General features: G+C 51.1%; 20 protein-coding genes. 8 read left to right on the forward strand and 12 right to left on the reverse strand.

Features of this window, described 5'->3' with window-relative positions; all coding sequences use genetic code 11:
• The first annotated feature begins 376 nt into the window (after positions 1–376).
• From sleB to DWV16_RS17640, 4 genes are all read left to right on the forward strand, one after another.
• Positions 377–1,042, forward strand: a complete 666-nt coding sequence (gene sleB / locus DWV16_RS17625; RefSeq protein ID WP_066460240.1) for a spore cortex-lytic enzyme — start codon at positions 377–379, stop codon at positions 1,040–1,042.
• A gap of 128 nt (positions 1,043–1,170) precedes the next feature.
• Complete coding sequence (locus tag DWV16_RS17630; protein WP_066455583.1) at positions 1,171–1,626, forward strand: PH domain-containing protein; 456 nt, start codon at positions 1,171–1,173, stop codon at positions 1,624–1,626.
• Positions 1,604–3,217 carry a PH domain-containing protein gene (locus tag DWV16_RS17635; RefSeq protein ID WP_118480710.1) on the forward strand — a complete coding sequence of 538 codons (1,614 nt, stop codon included), beginning with the start codon at positions 1,604–1,606 and terminating at the stop codon, positions 3,215–3,217. The genes DWV16_RS17630 and DWV16_RS17635 overlap by 23 nt, the downstream gene beginning before the upstream one ends.
• 79 nt (positions 3,218–3,296) lie before the next feature.
• Positions 3,297–3,605: a hypothetical protein gene (locus DWV16_RS17640; RefSeq protein ID WP_118480712.1), complete on the forward strand. Its 309-nt coding sequence runs from the start codon at positions 3,297–3,299 to the stop codon at positions 3,603–3,605.
• 302 nt (positions 3,606–3,907) lie between these two features.
• Here DWV16_RS17640 and DWV16_RS17645 read toward each other — a convergent pair whose 3' ends face one another.
• The 7 genes from DWV16_RS17645 to DWV16_RS17675 all read right to left on the reverse strand — a co-directional run bounded on the left by DWV16_RS17645 (position 3,908) and on the right by DWV16_RS17675 (position 11,565).
• A complete protein-coding gene (locus DWV16_RS17645) occupies positions 3,908–4,861 on the reverse strand; it encodes a phosphoglycerate dehydrogenase (protein WP_118480714.1) in 954 nt (317 codons plus the stop codon).
• On the reverse strand, positions 4,854–6,104 hold the full coding sequence (locus DWV16_RS17650) for a lactate racemase domain-containing protein (protein ID WP_118480716.1): 1,251 nt from the start codon (positions 6,102–6,104) through the stop codon (positions 4,854–4,856). The genes DWV16_RS17645 and DWV16_RS17650 overlap by 8 nt, the downstream gene beginning before the upstream one ends.
• Positions 6,105–6,117: 13 nt before the next feature.
• A complete protein-coding gene (locus DWV16_RS17655) occupies positions 6,118–7,398 on the reverse strand; it encodes a TRAP transporter large permease (protein ID WP_118480718.1) in 1,281 nt (426 codons plus the stop codon).
• Positions 7,399–7,920, reverse strand: coding sequence for a TRAP transporter small permease (locus tag DWV16_RS17660; protein ID WP_158572968.1), 522 nt, complete (start codon positions 7,918–7,920; stop codon positions 7,399–7,401).
• A gap of 108 nt (positions 7,921–8,028) precedes the next feature.
• Positions 8,029–9,132: a TRAP transporter substrate-binding protein gene (locus DWV16_RS17665; protein ID WP_118480722.1), complete on the reverse strand. Its 1,104-nt coding sequence runs from the start codon at positions 9,130–9,132 to the stop codon at positions 8,029–8,031.
• A 54-nt stretch (positions 9,133–9,186) separates the two neighbouring features.
• Positions 9,187–10,560 (reverse strand): FGGY family carbohydrate kinase, encoded by a 1,374-nt coding sequence (locus DWV16_RS17670; protein ID WP_158572969.1) that lies wholly within the window; start codon positions 10,558–10,560, stop codon positions 9,187–9,189.
• A gap of 93 nt (positions 10,561–10,653) precedes the next feature.
• Positions 10,654–11,565 (reverse strand): dihydrodipicolinate synthase family protein, encoded by a 912-nt coding sequence (locus DWV16_RS17675; protein ID WP_118480726.1) that lies wholly within the window; start codon positions 11,563–11,565, stop codon positions 10,654–10,656.
• 293 nt (positions 11,566–11,858) lie between these two features.
• Here DWV16_RS17675 and DWV16_RS17680 point away from each other — a divergent pair, with 293 nt between their 5' ends.
• The gene (locus tag DWV16_RS17680) at positions 11,859–12,719 is read left to right on the forward strand and encodes a MurR/RpiR family transcriptional regulator (RefSeq protein ID WP_066455614.1); all 861 of its coding nucleotides are present in this window, start codon (positions 11,859–11,861) and stop codon (positions 12,717–12,719) included.
• Positions 12,720–13,056: 337 nt separating this feature from the next.
• Here the strand turns inward: DWV16_RS17680 and DWV16_RS17685 are convergent, their stop codons facing one another.
• From DWV16_RS17685 to DWV16_RS17700, 3 genes are all read right to left on the reverse strand, one after another.
• The gene (locus DWV16_RS17685; protein WP_118480728.1) at positions 13,057–13,263 is read right to left on the reverse strand and encodes a hypothetical protein; all 207 of its coding nucleotides are present in this window, start codon (positions 13,261–13,263) and stop codon (positions 13,057–13,059) included.
• A 408-nt stretch (positions 13,264–13,671) separates the two neighbouring features.
• On the reverse strand, positions 13,672–13,950 hold the full coding sequence (locus DWV16_RS17695) for a hypothetical protein (RefSeq protein WP_158572970.1): 279 nt from the start codon (positions 13,948–13,950) through the stop codon (positions 13,672–13,674).
• 124 nt (positions 13,951–14,074) lie between these two features.
• Positions 14,075–14,356: a hypothetical protein gene (locus DWV16_RS17700; protein WP_118480734.1), complete on the reverse strand. Its 282-nt coding sequence runs from the start codon at positions 14,354–14,356 to the stop codon at positions 14,075–14,077.
• Positions 14,357–14,777: 421 nt separating this feature from the next.
• Here DWV16_RS17700 and DWV16_RS17705 point away from each other — a divergent pair, with 421 nt between their 5' ends.
• From DWV16_RS17705 to DWV16_RS17715, 3 genes are all read left to right on the forward strand, one after another.
• Positions 14,778–14,990, forward strand: a complete 213-nt coding sequence (locus DWV16_RS17705) for a hypothetical protein (protein WP_118480736.1) — start codon at positions 14,778–14,780, stop codon at positions 14,988–14,990.
• Positions 14,991–15,437: 447 nt separating this feature from the next.
• Complete coding sequence (locus tag DWV16_RS17710) at positions 15,438–15,695, forward strand: hypothetical protein (RefSeq protein WP_118480738.1); 258 nt, start codon at positions 15,438–15,440, stop codon at positions 15,693–15,695.
• A 67-nt stretch (positions 15,696–15,762) separates the two neighbouring features.
• The gene (locus tag DWV16_RS17715) at positions 15,763–16,119 is read left to right on the forward strand and encodes a hypothetical protein (RefSeq protein ID WP_118480740.1); all 357 of its coding nucleotides are present in this window, start codon (positions 15,763–15,765) and stop codon (positions 16,117–16,119) included.
• Positions 16,120–16,435: 316 nt separating this feature from the next.
• Here DWV16_RS17715 and DWV16_RS19915 read toward each other — a convergent pair whose 3' ends face one another.
• Positions 16,436–16,792: a hypothetical protein gene (locus DWV16_RS19915; protein ID WP_118480742.1), complete on the reverse strand. Its 357-nt coding sequence runs from the start codon at positions 16,790–16,792 to the stop codon at positions 16,436–16,438.
• 41 nt (positions 16,793–16,833) lie between these two features.
• Complete coding sequence (locus DWV16_RS19920) at positions 16,834–16,968, reverse strand: hypothetical protein (RefSeq protein ID WP_118480744.1); 135 nt, start codon at positions 16,966–16,968, stop codon at positions 16,834–16,836.
• Positions 16,969–16,988: the final 20 nt, after the last annotated feature.

A 16,988-nucleotide genomic window follows, 5' to 3' on the forward strand; every position in this document is an offset into this window, starting at 1 on the left:
AAGGGTTACTTCTGCCCATAAACCGGCTCCCAGAGCCAATCTACAAGCTTCTGTTCTTTTCTCTCGTTGTTCATTTTTCAAGGTGCTGTGCTCCCCGTCCTCACGGGACAGCTTTGTTATAATACCACACTTCGCCAAGGCTGTCAACACCTTTTTGCAAAAAAATTTGAATATGGGCCTTCTTTTTCTAAACTTCCCCACAAAACCGGCCCTTTTGACCTTTCCCCGCCCGGAATGCCGAAATTTGTTATGTACAGAATACATATATAATAGTGCAGCGGCGCATACTTTTGGTATCTCTCTTTTCTAAAGGAGGCCACACCGCGTGTCCAACTCCAAACCCAAACAGATTACGGTTTCCATTTTCATTATTCGGATGATCTCTTTTTCCATCGCGCTTTTTCTATTGCTCGGCCTGGTGGCTTACACCGTCGAGCTTGGCCGGGCCGATACGGTCCTTTCCAAAAGCGGCTCACGCGGAGAGGAGGTCCGGCAAATCCAGCAGCGTCTCAAACAGTGGGGCTATTATAATGGAAGCATCGACGGAATCTTCGGCGTGCAGACCAAAAAGGCGGTGCTCTCCTTTCAAAAGAAAAACGGGCTGGCCGCGGATGGGATTGCGGGGCCAGCTACCCTCAAGGCCATGGGGATCTACTCCTCCCAGCAAACCGGTACAACCGGCGGTTATGGCGACAGCGATGTGAACCTGTTGGCGAACATCATTTCAGCCGAGGCGCGCGGCGAACCCTATGAAGGGCAGGTCGCGGTCGGCGCGGTTGTGCTCAATCGCGTGGAGCATCCCTCCTTCCCTGACACGCTCGCCGGCGTCGTCTACCAGCCCGGGGCCTTCACCGCAATCACGGACGGCCAAATTAATGAAGCCATCGCGGAATCCGCGCGTCGGGCGGCGCGCGACGCACTGGCCGGATGGGACCCCTCCGGCGGCGCCATCTACTATTACAATCCGGATAAGACCTCAAATCAATGGATCCGTACCCGTCCGGTCATCAAGCGGATCGGCGCGCATCTTTTCTGCAAATAGTCCGTCGGCGGCACGGTGTGGCTTTTTTCGCCCGCCGTGCCGCTTTTTCTGCGAAAACGCTGTTTTTTTCGCCCGCTTTCCTATATAATATAGTATCATAACAAAGCAAAGGAACCGGTGACCTGCCCATGACCTTACAAAAACCCGACCTGCATGTGCTGACCGTCTGGCGGCTGCGCCTTCTGCTGGTTGCGATCCTGCCCTCCTTCCTGTCCGCTTATTTTGCCCCGCACATCGGCTTGGTGTGGTGGGTCTTTACTGCTGCGTGGATTTTTGCTTTTCTGGGCTTTTACATATTCTATTACCCGATCAAATACCGCAAGTTGGCTTATTCGGTCAACGAAAAATGCCTGCTGATCCACTGCGGCGTCATCTACACCCGTGTGAAGGCAATTCCCTTGACATCTGTACAGTACGTTTCGATCGCCACCACCCCCTTGCAGCGGCTGTTCGGCATCTGCTCGCTGATTGTGTTCACGGCCGGGAGCAACGCCTACATTCCCGGGCTTGCGCCGGACAAAGCGGACGAACTGCGCGATCTGCTCACCCCGGTGCTGCCGGATGGAGGTGAGGAGCCTGCATAATAAGGAACTGCTCGTGCGTACTCATCCCATCTCGATTGCCGCCTTCCTGTACCGGTTCCTCTTTTTGCTGCTGATCCCGGTGGGGCGTGGTTTTATCACCGCGTTGACCGGCGGTTTGCTGGCCTGGCTGCGCGGTGCGTGGATTGATCTCATCGTGGTGGCTGTGATTCTTGCACTGGCCTATGCGAAATGGGATCAATTCAAATACCATATGGATTCTTCCGGGATATATTTTACTATTGGTATATTTTTTAAGCGCAATTCTTTTATTCCAATGCAGAAGATCTCTACCTTTTCGATCCTGCGCCCTTTTTGGTTCAAACCGTTCCATCTGGTCAAGGTCCGGATCGATACCATCGCGGGTGATCCCGGAAAGGCGGATCTCTCGCTCTACCTGCGTGCCGATGAGGCCGGACGGCTGATGCGGCTGCATGGCGCTGCGCATGAGCAGCAAGCTTCACCCGGCATTTCGGCCGAATACCGCCCGCCTGTGCTCGGCGTGGTGTTCCTATCCCTTTTCACTTCGAATTCGTTCCTTGGAATTGTCTTTGTTGCAACCTTCATCTCACAGGCGGGCCAGATTTTGGGGGAACAGCCTTCCGAGCTGCTTTTTGCCACCTTCCAGGAGCTTGCGCGGCAGATTGCGATCTCCCTGCCGTTGCTGACCGCCGGCTTCCTTGCCATCCGGCTGCCGCCGATTGCTGCCGGTGTGGCAATCGCACTGCTTGGCGGCTGGCTGGTCGCTTTCCTTTTGAATCTTCTGCAGACGAAAAACCTCCGGGTCCAGCGGAAAAACGACCGCCTCCGGATCAGCGGCGGCATACTGGTGGAAAAGGATTACTCCCTGCGCACCGGGGATATCAGTTTTGTGGACATCCGGCAGAGCCTCGTCACCCGGACACTACGGCTCTATTCGGTCTTTGTCAACGCGATCGGCATTGGAAAAGACAAGTCTGATATCGCGGCCATCATCCCCTTCTCCACCAAAAGCCGCGCCATGCGCCAGCTTGGGCTGCTGCTGCCGGAATACTGTTCGACTCCGCGCCAGCTGAGACCAAACGGCGGCGCTATCTTCAAGTTTATCATCGATCCGCTCTGGCCCTGCCTGCTGATTCCCGCAGCTACCTTCCTGGGAATCTGGCTGCTGCCGAATTGGGCGGAAATTCTGCGCTTCGCAGGCTTTATGCTTTCTCTGCCGGCTTTCTGGTTTTTGGGGGTGCGGCTTATGGATTTCTTCTCATCAGGCGTTTCCCGCAGCGGAAAACATTATACACTTCGTTATTCAAATTTATATTATCTACACACAGTAGTTTTTTCTTATGACAAAATCGCTCTGGTAAACATCCGGCAAAGCATTCTGCAACGCGGCGACAATAAATGCGACCTCGTTGTTTCCACCCGCGCCGAGGGCCGGATGCGCCACCATATCCGGAATATCGGCTGGGATGAAACTGTCGCGCTCTTTGAAGCGCAGGATGCCTGGGCCCCAGCCGACGCGGGGATCCCCAACTGGTACGAACGGATTTTCCAGCGGGCGCTCGCTGTTTGGAACAGGCGTACAGCCGGACGCAAAGATGGCAGCAAAAGGTAACCTTTTTTCGCATAAAACTTTTTCTTTCCTTTTTTACCCTGATCTGGTATTATGATACAAAAAACAAAGGAGCGACAAAATGACCTATAAGCAGGCGACTCAACTGATGGGCCCGATTTACGAGGAGTTGAAAAAAATCAGCACGGACCACGACACGATCGTCAACCAGCTGTCCGATATCTATATGCAGCTTGCTTCCCTTTCCAACGCGCCGCAGTACCAGCCGAGCGAAGAAGGGCTGGTTGGCATCAGTATCCAGCTCCTCACCCTGATCCAGGAGCGGATTATCCCCAGCTCCAAAAGCCTCACAGACAATATGCAGGGTCTCTCAAACGCAATGGGCGAGATCGATTTTGATCTGCGCGGCAGCAACAGTCCTGCATCCTGAACGCCAAATACCGCCCGCGCGGGAGCAGGTTCGCTCTGTGCGCGGGCGGTTTTTTTCAGTTACGCAAAATCGGGCGGTACGACTCAACGGTAAGCCCGGCCCTGAAAGCCGAGAAGCGGGGCAATTAGGCGAGACAGCTCATGAAAAACCGCGCCAACGCCGCGAGTGACCCCAAAACAGAAGAAAACACCCACGAATACCGATAGAATATGGCTTCGCAGGTGTTTTTTGTTTTACCCCCGCTATTGGATAACGAACCGGAAGTGGCAGCTTAAACATAACAGAATTCGGTCATATCTCGATCACTTTTCCGCTGCGTCCTCTTTGCGGAAAAATTCGACCACATTCCGAGCGGCAGCCATACCCATACGGTAATTCGCTTCCATTGTGTGCGGAGCGATATGCGGCGTCGCCACAACATTGTGTAGGGTCAGCAGCGGTTCATCAACCGGCGGCTCGACCGAAAAGACATCAAGCCCGACGCCTTTGAGCCGGCCTGCTATAAGCGCCTGATAAAGCGCGTGATCATCCACCAGCGCGCCTCGGGAGGTATTGATGAGGATCGCACCGTCTCTCATCATGTCTAACGCCTCTTTATCGATCATATGGAAGGTGGCTTCGGTCAGCGGAACATGTAGCGAAACGATATCGCTATACCGCAACAGATTCTCCAAGCTCACCAAACGGGTGTTTTCGGTGACAAAATCCGATTCCTTCACAAATGGGTCGCTCACCAAAATTTCTGCGTTAAAACCCACCAACCGTTTGGCAACCGCCTTGCCGATTTTTCCGTACCCCACCAACCCCACTGTCTTGCCGTAAAGGTCGTTTGACAAGCCTTTGCTATGCCAGTCGGGAGTCGGACATTTGATTAGGTTGTCCACGAAATTCCGCAGGACCGACAGCATCAGCATAACGGTCAGGTCGGCCACTGATTCGTTGTTCGCATCCGGGGTCTTGGTTACGGTGATGCCCCGTTCAGCGGCCAGTTTCAGGTCTATGCTGTCCAAACCAACGCCATGCTTGGAAACTAACTTGAGATTCGGACAGTGATCCATTACATAGCGGTCGATGATGTCCGAACCAGTGATCACCGCTTGGGCATCGCCGATCTTTTGGGCAATGAATTCTATATTTTCCGGTTCGTCATTGCGCACGAGCTCATAGTCGATCTCATTTTCATCCAGATAACGAAGTGGATCGTCACAGGCCTTTGCAAACGACCGGGACAGAATCACTAATTTATGTCTATTCACGTTCGTTAATCTCCTCTAACATGGTCATCCGGCCGTTTTGAGAAACTTCAGGCAAGAGCCCCTGCGATACCGCAATTTCTCCCAGCGACAAGGTGTCCCGGATCTTCACGATCTTTAAAGCGTCATAATCCACCCCTATAGCAGTACGCAGCGATGCAAGAATCCCTTCCCGTTCGTCTTCGACCTGAATGGGGATGCGTCCCGCTTCCGGATTACCGGAACCGATGCTGTTTGTGTAGGTGGACGGCAGGTCGATCTGCCTCGCACAGGCTTTTAGAACGTAATCCGCCAGACCGACCCCGCAGGTATTCCCATGGGAGGCTGGTGAAATTCCTTCAATTACGATCCGTTTAATCTTTGGTCCCGCAAACCCTTTGATTGGTCCTTTGGTGGTGCGGCCCACAATGTTGGGATCCATTCCCGCGCCGGAGATATCCTTACCAATCTGTTCAATCACCAGCACATCGATCTCCTTTAGCATAATCGAGGGCATCTGCGCCTTGGCAATTTTTAAAAGTTCCGGCTCGCGTGTGTGGATTTCCCTTGCTGGAACCGCTTCGAGCAGACAGGTTTTATCATAGCCGTTTTCCAGGATTGCCAGCCCAAACCCGACCGGCGCGTTTTCAATCACAACCCGCGCTGCCTCCGGGATCAGCTCTGCAAAGCTTTCAAACCCATATTGATGCAGCCGCGAACAGCCTTCATGCTTGCCAAGCCCGATGGTGAGCATCTTGCAAAGGCCGCTTTCAATCGGGCCTTTGAAGTCTGTGTGGGGTTTTACCCTTCCGAGCGGCACAATGAGATCGGCCGCATGGGCCACTCGATCTATGCAGATCGGTATGCCGGACGGCGTCATGCCGATCTCATCGACCTGCATCTGGGAAACGACCGGCATTCCCATGGTTTCTTCGGTAATACCGTAACCTGCCAGCACTTTCCTCTGGCCTTCGGCAGTACCGCCGCCATGGCTGCCCATGGCGGGTATGATAAACGGCTGGGCGCCCATTTTTTTCAGATTCTCACCCACGGCGCGAGTGATTCGATCCATGTGACAGATACCGCGGCTGCCCACAAGCAGCGCGACACGCATACCGGACTTTACCAACGCACGGACAGTGGGCTTTGCAAGCTCCGCTGCAACCGCGCCTTCGATATCGACGAGCTGCTGGTCGTCAAACTGCTGTTTTACACGGTACATTTTTGGTAATTTAAGTGCATAGACACTCTGTGGAAGAATCGCCATCCCTTTTCCCTCCTTATCCGATAAACCAGTTCATCGGCACACGGATTAACGCCGGAAAGAGGATGAACAGGAACAGCATTGTGAATTCCACCATCAGGAACGGCAGGATGCTTTTGACCAATCTCCCAAACGTGACCTGCCCTACGCTACATCCCAGGTAAAGAATCGTGCCAACCGGCGGGGTGATCAAGCCAAGGCAGAGGTTAAAGACCATCAGCACCCCGAAATAGACCGGATCGATACCCGCGGCAATGATGACCGGAAAAATAACCGGGCCAAAAATTAACAGGTTTGGGGTAAGATCCATGACCATTCCGATGAAGAAGAAGAAAATGTTGATGATAATGAGCAGTAGGATCGGCCGGTGCGCGACCGGTCCCAACAACGCTGCAAACTGCGTCGGAATCTGTGCCACGGTGATGAGCCAGCCGACTGCCGTGGCTGCGCCTACAATGAACATAACAATCGCGGTTCCCTTTCCACTCTCAATGGCGATGTCAAGCAGATCGCTCGGTTTTACTTCACGATAGACAAACATCGAGATGAACAGGGCATAAACACAGGCGAAAGCGCCTGCCTCGGTTGGCGTAAAGATACCAAGCCGGATTCCACCCACAATCAGAACCGGCATGAACAGCGCAGGAAGGGAATCCTTGAGGATTTTGGCAGTTTCCTCTTTGGTATATGTAACCGTGTCGTGATAGTCATGCTTACGGACGATAAAAAACCAGAGCGCCATCAGCCCCATGCCGATCAAAACACCCGGGACAATACCCGCCATAAACATCCGACCGATGGAAACGCCAACCGCCGAACCAAGTACAATCATCGGAACTGAAGGCGGAATGATCGGAGCGATCATCGCGCCGGCGCAGATGAGACCAGTGGAAGTACCACGGTCGTAACCCTTGGCAACCATCATCGGGATCATGATCGCACCGAGCGCCGAAGCGTCCGCGACTGGGCTTCCGGAGAGGCCCGCGAAGATCATTGAGGCGATGATCGCGGCATAGCCAAGTCCACCGCGCACCCGACCCACCAGAATATTGGCAAAGTCGACGATCCGGCGGGACAAGCCGCCACGTCCCATAATCTCACCTGCGAGCATGAAGAACGGGATCGCCATCAGCGCAAAGGAATTGGTGCCCGCTACCGTCTGCTGTGCGATGATCGAAGCGTCAAAGTTACCCATGAAAAGCATCAGAATCGCACAGCAAATAAGCAGGATAAACGCAATCGGGATACCAAGCGGGAGCAGCGCAAATAGGGAAATCAAAAAAACCGCTAATTCCATTTATTCCGCCGCCCCCTTCCTGGTAATTTCTTTGAGATCGCCCAAAATCCTCGTCAAGGCGATCAGCATCATGCCGGCAACGCAAACCAGTAGCGCCATCGCCATGATCCCCATCGGCAGGTTAGTTGCAGGGGCGGGGGTATGGGATACTGTAAGAAAATAACCCCATCCGCCATACAATACCACCGAAAGGATGATCAAAATAACCAGCAGGCCAATGATGTCCACTGTCATACGGGTTTTTCCCTTCAACTTGCTTACCACCAGATCGACACCAACATGCTTGTTTTCCCGATAGGCAATCAGCGCGCCAAGCATCGAGACCCAAACAAACAGGAACCTACCAAGCTCCTCGGACGCCGGCCAGCCAGAATTAAAAACGTAACGCAGTACCGCGTTGATGAATACAAAGGTCACCATCGCATATAGGGCGATGCCCATTGCATAATTCAGGATCTTATTGAGTACCTTTTTCCCGGTTTCGAGCACGCCCGGGTTCTCGGACTGGGGATATTCCTGCATCAAATGGATCCACCTCTCATACCAAGCGGAGATTTTCCCGCTTTTTTGTGGAAAAGGAATCTGCAAAGCCGCAAATTCCCTTTCTCCCCCTGCTTTCCAAGGTTTCATTTAGCCTTTCCAGGCACGGATCTCTTTCTCCAATTCCTCGCTGCCCGGATATTCCTGATAGAACCATTCGTAAACACCGGCTGTAACCTGTGCATCAATTAGCTGCTGACGCATTGCATTGTCCGGCACGGTAACTTCCATTCCCTGATCGATCAGCCACTGTTTGTCAGTGTCGTCGGCTTCCTGGGAAAGTTTCCAGTTCTCGTCCGCGGCTTCCCTGATCGATTCATCCACGATCTGACGAAATTCCTCCGGCAGGCCCTGGTAAAATTTCTCATTAATTACCCATTCAATCGGGCTGAACATGTGACGGGTTTCGAGCATGTAGGACTGCACCTCATAGAAGCTGGATGCCCGCACAGTCGCATACGGATTATCCTGACCGTCAGCGACCTTCTGTTCGAGCGCAGTGAACACCTCGGTCAGCGGCATCGCAATCGGATTGACACCGAGTGCTTCAAACATTTTGATATAAACCGGGGTGTTTGGGACGCGCAGACGCAGGCCCTTGAAATCTTCGAGGGAAGCGACTGATTTGTTGGAGGAAACTTCGCGGAAGCCATTGACCGTCCAAGCTAGGGTGCGCATACCGCAGGCCTCCGGCATCGATTCGGTGATCTTCATGCCAATTTCACCACCGAGGGTCCCCTTTGCATGCTCCCAAGAGCTGAAGAGGAATGGCATCTCCGCAATCGCAATACCGGGAACGTCACGCGCCATCAGCGTGCCAGTCGCGCCCATTTCAACGGTTCCCTGTTTGATGCTGTCGATATAGGTATCCTCCGGTCCCAGCTGGCCGTTGCCATAGATCTCGACGACGATCTTGCCGCCGGATTTCTCGGCGCAGAGCTGCTGGAATTTCTGAATTGCGATATGCTGCGGGTGAGTTTCTCCGAACCAATGGGCAAATTTGATTTTCACTTCGTCAAACGAGCTGAAATCCGGAGCGTCTGTCGCAGGAACGGAAGATTCCTGCATGGCGGAGGAAGAAGCTGGTGCGGCTGGCGCCGCGGAAGATGCTGGGGTACTGCCGTAGCTGCCGCAGGCGGCGAACGAAACGATCATAAGAGTTGCCAGTGCCAGTGCCAGACATTTCTTTAACATTTGAATACCTCCATACACATTTCTGTTTTTCTTTTCGCGTCGCTGAAAAACCGTTTATTGAATCTTTTCATTATAAAACTGTGCAAGTTCCTTGGCCTGTGAAAGCCAGTTCTCATACTCCCGTATAAAGCTGCCATCTGGGCGGATGGTACGGCCAATCCGCATCTGCGGATCAACCTTGATCCCAAGTCCGTCCCCCGCTGAAAGCACCGCACCGGTCGAGCAGAGGTAGCCGCCATCTTCTAACAGTGCAATCTCCTCCTCCATGCAGCCGGCGATGAGACCTACCAATGCTGGGATATTGGTACCTCCGCCCGCAAGTACCAGCGGACCGTTTGCCTTCTTTGCAAGTACCCTTCCCATTCGCGCAAAAGTGAACGCTACGCCCTTAACCACCGCCGCCGCCAGCGTCGCAGGGCTGTCACCAATCTGCAAGCCCAAAAAGCTTCCGCGTAGATCGCTTGACCAATATGGCATTCGCTCGCCGTGCAGCCACGGCAGGAATATCACGTCATTCGTATCCGCAAGCGGCGCGTCAACGTCCAGTCCGAACCGCTGCGCCCAGTTGAGCACCGAGCAGGAGTTGGACGATATCCCACCGGTTAGATAGGTAGCTGCATCCACCGCGTAGTTCCAGAGCCCATGTGTTTCACAGAGATCCGGTTCCCCAGTGAATACCCGTGCCGCCATCGAGGTGCCTACATTACCGCAGAAGTTGCTCACATCACGGCAGGCCCAACTTGCCGATGGTCCGTCGCCAAGTCCAGGAACCAGCAAGATGCCCTCCCTCAGCCCAGGCAGCAGATCCCGGCGTAGCGTTCCGACGGATGCGTTGTGCGGCAACGCCTTCGGAAGTTCCTGTATATTAAGCCCGAGCGATTCGACAAACGGACGGTTCCAGTCGTGTTTTTCGATATCAAAAAATCCACTTGCTGAAGCGGTTGTGTAATCTGTCGCCAGTTCACCGGTTAAAAACGCGATCAGGTGTTCTTTGAGCCCGTATGGCAAAAAGCCAGTTCGTTTTTGGGAGTCGGTCGCAGCAACCTTGTACGCGCCAAAGATGGTATCGGTGCGGCAACCGGATTTTTGCAGCTGATGTGCGAAATCCGGTTCCTTATGCGGGCAACGTTTCCAAAGACTGTTCCATTGCCAAGCAACTATTTCGCCGTCCACCACCTCACAAACCGAATACATCTGGGTGGTAAGCGCCATGCCCACCAGTTCACAAGTTTGCAGGAGCTCGCTAAGTGCGGTTAGAACAGTCTCTTCATAAACCTTCACCGGCATCACGCCAGGAGCTAGTTCCCGATAACCGGCATAATCGTATTTAAGGTTGTCAGTAATCTTCCCAGTTTGCGAGTCTGCCAGGGTCACCTTCAGAGAACTGGTGCCGATATCGAAGCCCGCGATCTTTTGCTTTCTGCGCATTGCCATCTTCCTTTGCCAGCCCGGTCAGGCGTCAGATTTTGTACCATTATACCATGGTTCCACTTTATTTTTTTGACAGAACGCTTATATGGGTCAATCTTCCAGCGCCTTAATTGCCGCGTACGCTTTTTCAAAATCCGTCTTGAGTTCGGCGTATTTCGGGTCGCTGTCCTGCGGCAGCGACATTGGCAGGCGCGGCAGGCCGCAGTCGAATCCACGCGCCTTCAAGATCATGTGGGAGGCGATTGTGCTGTCAACAAACTTACACTTTCCGGAATATTCCATCATGATCCGATAGGCTTTTTCCGCCTTCTCCATATCGCCTTTGATCGTATATTCATACATCGCGGAGATAATTTCCGGCGCGTAGTTGCACATCCCGGCGATCATCGTGTCGATCCCCATTGTAGAAAAAGGCAGCCATCCGGTCGAGGTACCAATGATGGTTTTGAAATCCTTGCGGTTGATCTTCGCGTCATAAAAAACGTTGGTGATAAAAGCAACGTTCATCGAGCTGTCCTTCACCCCTTTGACGCCCGCCTCCTGGAGTTTAAGGACCGTCTTGAGGGTCATGGTCGTCTTGGTGGTAAAGGGGTTGTTATAGGCATATACCGGGATCTTAACAGCCGAGGCGATTGCGCGATAGTATTCGATCACGCGGTCCTCGGTATAGGTGTAATAAAACGGCGGAACCGCGCCAAGCGCGTCGACGCCGATCTCTTCGGCGGCTTTGGCCAGCGCAACGGTGGAGTCGGTATCCGCACAGCCGACATGCGCGATCAGGAATTTCCCTTCATACTGGTCCTTCACTTCTTTCGCGAGCTTAAAGATCGAAATACGCTCCTCATTGGTCATCAGCGGCCCGGCGCCGTAGGAACCGGTCAGGAAAAGACCATGTACGCCATTGTCAAACATCCACTTCATATGCCAGCGGCATTTGTCGTAATCGATGGTATTATCCTTTTTAAAAAACGTGATATTGGGCACCAGGGAACCTTTGATCATCTGTATTTCCTCCTGATATGTAGATTTTATTTAAGATAAGAATAATTTTTGTATCTTATCTCCATGCGCTTATGATAGCACAGCCAGAAACCCTTGTCACTAGTTTTTTGTATATTTTTTACACGATTTTAATTTTCATGTAAAATTACCACAAACCCATTCCGCATCTTGTAAATTTCGTCCAGTAAAAAACCTTTTGATGCACTTGATTTACATGTTGGAATTCAATATAATGGAAGCATAACAAAAATTGATTTATTACCTGGAACAGGTATATAGAATGGAAGTTTCATATGGTAGAAATTGAGAACAATGCAAACGCCCTGCTGCACCTGCAAACCCACTACAGTACATTACGGGCAAGCGAAAAACGGATCGCGGATTACATCCTCAGCCGCCCGGATGAGATCATTTATCTGAGCATCACAAGCCTTGCAAACGAATGCCACACCTCCGAAACCTCTGTGATTCGTCTTTGCAAGGCCATGGGCTATAAAGGTTATCAGGATTTTAAAATCAATATCGCAAAATCAATTATTGAACCGAGCAAGCAAATTCATGAGGCGGTTACCAACCAGGATTCAACTGCTGATATTATTAAAAAAGTGATGTCCTCCAATATCAAAGCGATTGAGGACACCATGCAGGTGCTCAGTTCTCAGCAGGTGCAGCTTGCGATCGATGCCATTTCCAAAACCCGGCGCCTGGAATTTTACGGCATGGGCGGCTCTGGATCAGTTGCGCTGGATGCCCAGCATAAATTTTTCAAATACGGTTTTAGCTGTATCGCTTACACCGACCCGCATATGCAGGCCATGAGCGCGGCCACCATGGGGCCGGACGATGTGGCTTTCGGCATCAGCCACACCGGCAGCAGCAAAGATATCGTTGAAAATCTGGAGATCGCTTCAAAAGCTGGCGCCACCACAATTTGCATCACCGGCGGTCTTAAATCACCGATCACAAAAGTCAGCGATATCGTTTTAATGGTGGTTTCCAAGGAGCAGTCCTATAAGCCCGAACCAATGTCAAGCCGGATCGCGCAGCTGGCCATTATTGACGTGCTTTCAGTTGGCGTTGCTCTTACCCGGCCGGACGCCGTTCTGAACAATTTGCAGAAAACGCGGAGCGCCCTGGCGACCAAGCGCTTCTAAACCCTATGGGGTCATTCAAATGCCTTCGCATGCGCATTTTGCTCCCAAACGCAGGTTCAAATACATAGTTAACACAAAAGCGAAGGCATATGGCGCCAACTGGCGCCATATGCCTTCTATAAAAAACAAACTCCCGCAGATTGGCTTAGAAAACCAGTCTGCGGGAGTTTGTTTTGGTGACCTGTACGGGATTCGAACCTGAAAGATATCATTTTATATCTTTTTTTCTTGTCCCGTAAACGCCCATTCTATGCGGGTTTGTGGGCTTTCCCCTCTTGTAATTTTTCACAACTTTCAGTTGTTTTCTGCGTAAATAAGCGTAAAATAAGCGTTAAATTTACTGTCCCATATTTCGGACACACTCCGCTCTCCGCTTATTCAGCCGGTCGGCTTTTGCGTTCCAGCTCTCCACCGTCTCCATTGGCATTTCATAGACCGGCAGAGTGATGCCGATATCGGGATCTGAATATTCACCCGCTAATGTAAGGCCCGGAAGGTGATCGTAAATCATGCTGTCAGCCAGCGTTTTAAAGCCCTGTTCCATAAACCCGCTCCCATTCCTGAATTTTTCGAAACCCCGCTGATATCCCAACAGATCGCACCGACTTTTTTGTTTTGGGTGCTGGTTCACACTTGCGAAGAAATACGCCGCTGCCTTTTAGGATAAACTCTATATTGTCCCCCTTATCTATACGAATTGCCTGCAATATTGCGCTTGGTATGCGAACCGTCCCGTTACACTTAGTCCGATAACCCATCATGTGTTCACCGCCTCTCTGTAACAATCCAACACAGAGGTTTCCAAAACCATCGACTGAATCTTGCTATTTGAAATAAGCATTTCCGATCCTCCTTGAAAATTTCGTGTGATAGCGCCCGTTTTGAGGCATTATACCCGCTAAAGGTAAAACTACCCCGGCGAATGTAGTTACCTATTGCGAACCCCGACTTTTCACGGATGAACTCGGCTCAGATTTGATTTTAACCGTTCTGCGTTCGCTGTCCGTTGTTCTTCTGTCAGAATTCGCGGCGCACGAATTTTAATCCAGCGCTTGGGAATGGAATATGTAACGCCCCCGTGCTGATCTTCTCTGATAAACTTCGCATCTGAGGGAAATTGCTCCGACAATAATCGGAGTTTTTTCTTGAATGCGCCGTTATAGGTATAGACGGTCGCCGCGCTGTCTGCTTCGTTAAAATTCACGATAGTTTCTTGCTCGTAGCGGCTCAAACGCATTTTTACTTCCTCCTTGCAATATTCCCGGAGGTCTGCTAGAATGGATTTACAAACCTCCGGGGTTTGTGTGGGGCTTCTTACATCTTGCTTTGGTCGGCGTGGATGTAAGGGGCCTTTCTCATACCATCGACACCACAAAGCGGCGGGTTTCAATGGCCTTTAAGAACCGCTCGTAGATTTTGCCGTGGGATTCTTTGAGGGCGGCGGTGTCCAGCCGGGACGACTTCACAACCTTGTACGTGGCCTTTGTGGAATCGGTCTCCACTTCCTCCACGTTACGGCGCAGCATTTCGGCTTTGATCGTGTCGGCCAGCCTGTCCGCCTCCTTCTGCTTCTGGTCGATCTCCGCCCGCATTTCCCGCAGGCGGTCGATCTTGGAGGTTAACTCTTTGTTGCTCATGGAATCACTCCTTTCTGTCTTAGCCCGGATGCAGGGGCTTATCTGCGCAGGCTTTCGAGCTTAACCCGCCAACTGTGGCTTTTCGTTCCTTGCCATCGACGGCGCTTTATCCGGTCAACGCCTAAACGGAGAACCGTTTGCGGTGGCTCTGGGCCGTTGAGTTAAGGACTGGGTGGCTTTAAGCATCTAGGGCGCTGCCCGTCTCAATCTCCCTTATCCGTTCCCAGCTTTACGCGGCATTCTTGGTTTCGGCTTTCGCTTACTTTCGTCTGCCTTCCCTTAACTTCTGTCTATATTATATTATATCGTACCCGATATATCAATAGATAAAGTAAACAAATATTGTACCCGATATATATTCACATTGTATATTGTACCCGATATTTTTGTATGATATAATTACTCTGAAAGGTGGGATAGTATGGCTCCTGCAAGTAAAGCGCAACAAAAGGCCGTTGCAAAATACATGAAAGCTAACTATGATGAAATAAAGATTCGAGTGTCAAAAGGCAAAAAAGAGACCATTACAGACTACGCCCAGAAACAGGGCAAGAGCTTGAACGGCTATATAAATGAAGCTATTGACGCGAAGATCGAACGAGATAAAAAAGAGCCGCCAGCCGATAACAGCTAGCGACGCTTGACATTCTCACCAAAAGAATTTATACTAAAGATACAAAAGGGCACTGCCGACAGACGGTTACGCCCTGAAAGTTAAGGTAAAAAATAACCGTTCACTTTGTCAGGGTGGGGCGGTTATTTTTTTATGTATTTGACGGCCTCGGTGATCGCCACGACCAGAAGGATCGCTAAAATCAACTCGACCATACATATCACCCCCTTTCCCAAGGGAGTGGCATAACCGCCTGCCGCTGGGATCGACAGTGCCTAGTGCGATTATAGCATGGCCTTTATTTGAATTCAATGCCTTACGGCACTTTAGGCTGCCAGCCGGGGGACATCATGGAGTATGTCCCAGAGGAACAGACGGAAGAATAACCGTTCGCTTTTGGCAATATCGCCCATTGTGGGCTAATCCTTAACGTGATATAATCAGATTCACAGGTAGGAGGTTAAAATTATGGAGCAGGATATTTTTCAGCAGATCCTTTTGGAATTGAAATCCTTAAAAGAAGGGCAAGAGGCAACTAACAAGCGCTTAGATTCCGTTGACGCACGGTTCAACCAAGTAGACGCTAGACTTGACAAAATGCAAGAGGATTTAGAAATTTTGAAAGAGGATGCCAAAGTCACACGCGCATCTGTCAATACTCTGCTGGACTGGGCAGAGGATGCACAGATCGAAGTCAAGATTCCATTGTATAAAAAGGCTCAATAAAGCAGATGGCGCTAGGTGATGATCTTAGCGCCATTTTTCGCCTTATTATCTGTTGTGAGGTATCAAAATGAAAGGTCAGTTGACATTTATTCAGGGAAAAAGCGGTAGTGGAAAAACGCGGCTGATAGCGTCCAGCTACAAGAAATCCGACACACTGTTTTTGACATCAGAATCTGTCATTGATTACCTATTGGGCCGGAAGTCATGCGAGAGACTTAATGCTAAAAACGTGGTCATTGAAGATATCGATTTTTTGAAAGGTCGTACAGCTACACAAAAAATGCTCTGTGGATTTATCGATAAACTGCTTTTGGATTCTCACAATGTGATTATCAGCGGGATCAATCTTTCCCGACGGGTTCCCATACTTTTTTCCATGTGTGAATCTCGTGCCGTCTGTGTGCTTAATCTTCCTAGGAATTAAAGAAAGCGGGCTTCCCTCCGCGGGTTGCCCGCTAGTTTTATATTTGTGGGTATGCGGCGGCGATAGTCATCAAATTTGGCGGTTGTTGCCATAAAGACTGAACTACGAATTTTTTCACGGTTGATTATTTTATCAATCGTTGCCATTGACGGCAATGCTCGCCAAATTCGGCGAGCAAACCCACGAGCCATTATCGCAAACGAAAACTTTTCGGTCGTGACAAAGCCATATCTTAGCGCGTGATCGGCTTGCAAGCCCACGCAGCGGCCTTTAGACGGTCTGGCCGTAACCTTTATCAAATGTGTAAACAACAAGGTTAGAAGGGCCTTTGCGCCGCCTCTTTCTGCTTGTCCTCGTCTTTGATCCGCGCCAGCTTGAGTGCGTTCTTCTCGCTGATGCCGGATTCCTTGACCGCCGCTTTGACTTCCGGGGTCAAGTTCTTGGCGATCTGGACTTTCATTTCGACTGTTCGCGGAGCAACCCCTAATTTTTGTGCTGTATCCTCTGAAAATGATTTTTCGTCAGTTGCAACCGAAACCGTTTCGGTTGCATTTTCCCATCGGGCCTTCGCTCCGGCGAAACCTTTTCGTGTTTCCGGGTGCAATTCCTCGTAAATCTCCTTGCGCCGCAAAAGCTGATCTGCCTCGTCGATGTGGTTCAGGTTGTGCCACACAAGGTTCTCATCGATCTCCGCAAGCTCTGCCTGTAGGCCCTTTAGGTCAACCTGGTTGCATTCGATGGAGACGCGGCCCAGAAAGATTTTCTCAGCTTCTCCAATGCATTCCGCTCCGCGCTGAGCACTCCCTGATAGGATATCCCTATCCGCTCGGCTATCTCGCGCAGCTTCATCCCGTCTATGTACCGCAGCC

It is taken from the genome of Anaerotruncus sp. AF02-27, from assembly GCF_003465835.1.
GTDB classification, from domain to species: Bacteria; Bacillota; Clostridia; order Oscillospirales; family Ruminococcaceae; genus Anaerotruncus; species Anaerotruncus rubiinfantis.

What these genes read in the sequence shown, in the direction of transcription:
- sleB (WP_066460240.1), top strand. Translation starts at nt 377, where the DNA reads ATGATCTCTTTTTCCATCGCGCTTTTTCTATTGCTCGGCCTGGTGGCT.
- DWV16_RS17630 (WP_066455583.1), top strand. Translation starts at nt 1,171, where the DNA reads ATGACCTTACAAAAACCCGACCTGCATGTGCTGACCGTCTGGCGGCTG.
- DWV16_RS17635 (WP_118480710.1), top strand. Translation starts at nt 1,604, where the DNA reads ATGGAGGTGAGGAGCCTGCATAATAAGGAACTGCTCGTGCGTACTCAT.
- DWV16_RS17640 (WP_118480712.1), top strand. Translation starts at nt 3,297, where the DNA reads ATGACCTATAAGCAGGCGACTCAACTGATGGGCCCGATTTACGAGGAG.
- DWV16_RS17650 (WP_118480716.1), bottom strand. Translation starts at nt 6,104, where the DNA reads ATGGCGATTCTTCCACAGAGTGTCTATGCACTTAAATTACCAAAAATG.
- DWV16_RS17655 (WP_118480718.1), bottom strand. Translation starts at nt 7,398, where the DNA reads ATGGAATTAGCGGTTTTTTTGATTTCCCTATTTGCGCTGCTCCCGCTT.
- DWV16_RS17660 (WP_158572968.1), bottom strand. Translation starts at nt 7,920, where the DNA reads ATGCAGGAATATCCCCAGTCCGAGAACCCGGGCGTGCTCGAAACCGGG.
- DWV16_RS17665 (WP_118480722.1), bottom strand. Translation starts at nt 9,132, where the DNA reads ATGTTAAAGAAATGTCTGGCACTGGCACTGGCAACTCTTATGATCGTT.
- DWV16_RS17670 (WP_158572969.1), bottom strand. Translation starts at nt 10,560, where the DNA reads ATGCGCAGAAAGCAAAAGATCGCGGGCTTCGATATCGGCACCAGTTCT.
- DWV16_RS17675 (WP_118480726.1), bottom strand. Translation starts at nt 11,565, where the DNA reads ATGATCAAAGGTTCCCTGGTGCCCAATATCACGTTTTTTAAAAAGGAT.
- DWV16_RS17680 (WP_066455614.1), top strand. Translation starts at nt 11,859, where the DNA reads ATGGTAGAAATTGAGAACAATGCAAACGCCCTGCTGCACCTGCAAACC.
- DWV16_RS17685 (WP_118480728.1), bottom strand. Translation starts at nt 13,263, where the DNA reads ATGGAACAGGGCTTTAAAACGCTGGCTGACAGCATGATTTACGATCAC.
- DWV16_RS17700 (WP_118480734.1), bottom strand. Translation starts at nt 14,356, where the DNA reads ATGAGCAACAAAGAGTTAACCTCCAAGATCGACCGCCTGCGGGAAATG.
- DWV16_RS17705 (WP_118480736.1), top strand. Translation starts at nt 14,778, where the DNA reads ATGGCTCCTGCAAGTAAAGCGCAACAAAAGGCCGTTGCAAAATACATG.
- DWV16_RS17710 (WP_118480738.1), top strand. Translation starts at nt 15,438, where the DNA reads ATGGAGCAGGATATTTTTCAGCAGATCCTTTTGGAATTGAAATCCTTA.
- DWV16_RS17715 (WP_118480740.1), top strand. Translation starts at nt 15,763, where the DNA reads ATGAAAGGTCAGTTGACATTTATTCAGGGAAAAAGCGGTAGTGGAAAA.
- DWV16_RS19920 (WP_118480744.1), bottom strand. Translation starts at nt 16,968, where the DNA reads ATGAAGCTGCGCGAGATAGCCGAGCGGATAGGGATATCCTATCAGGGA.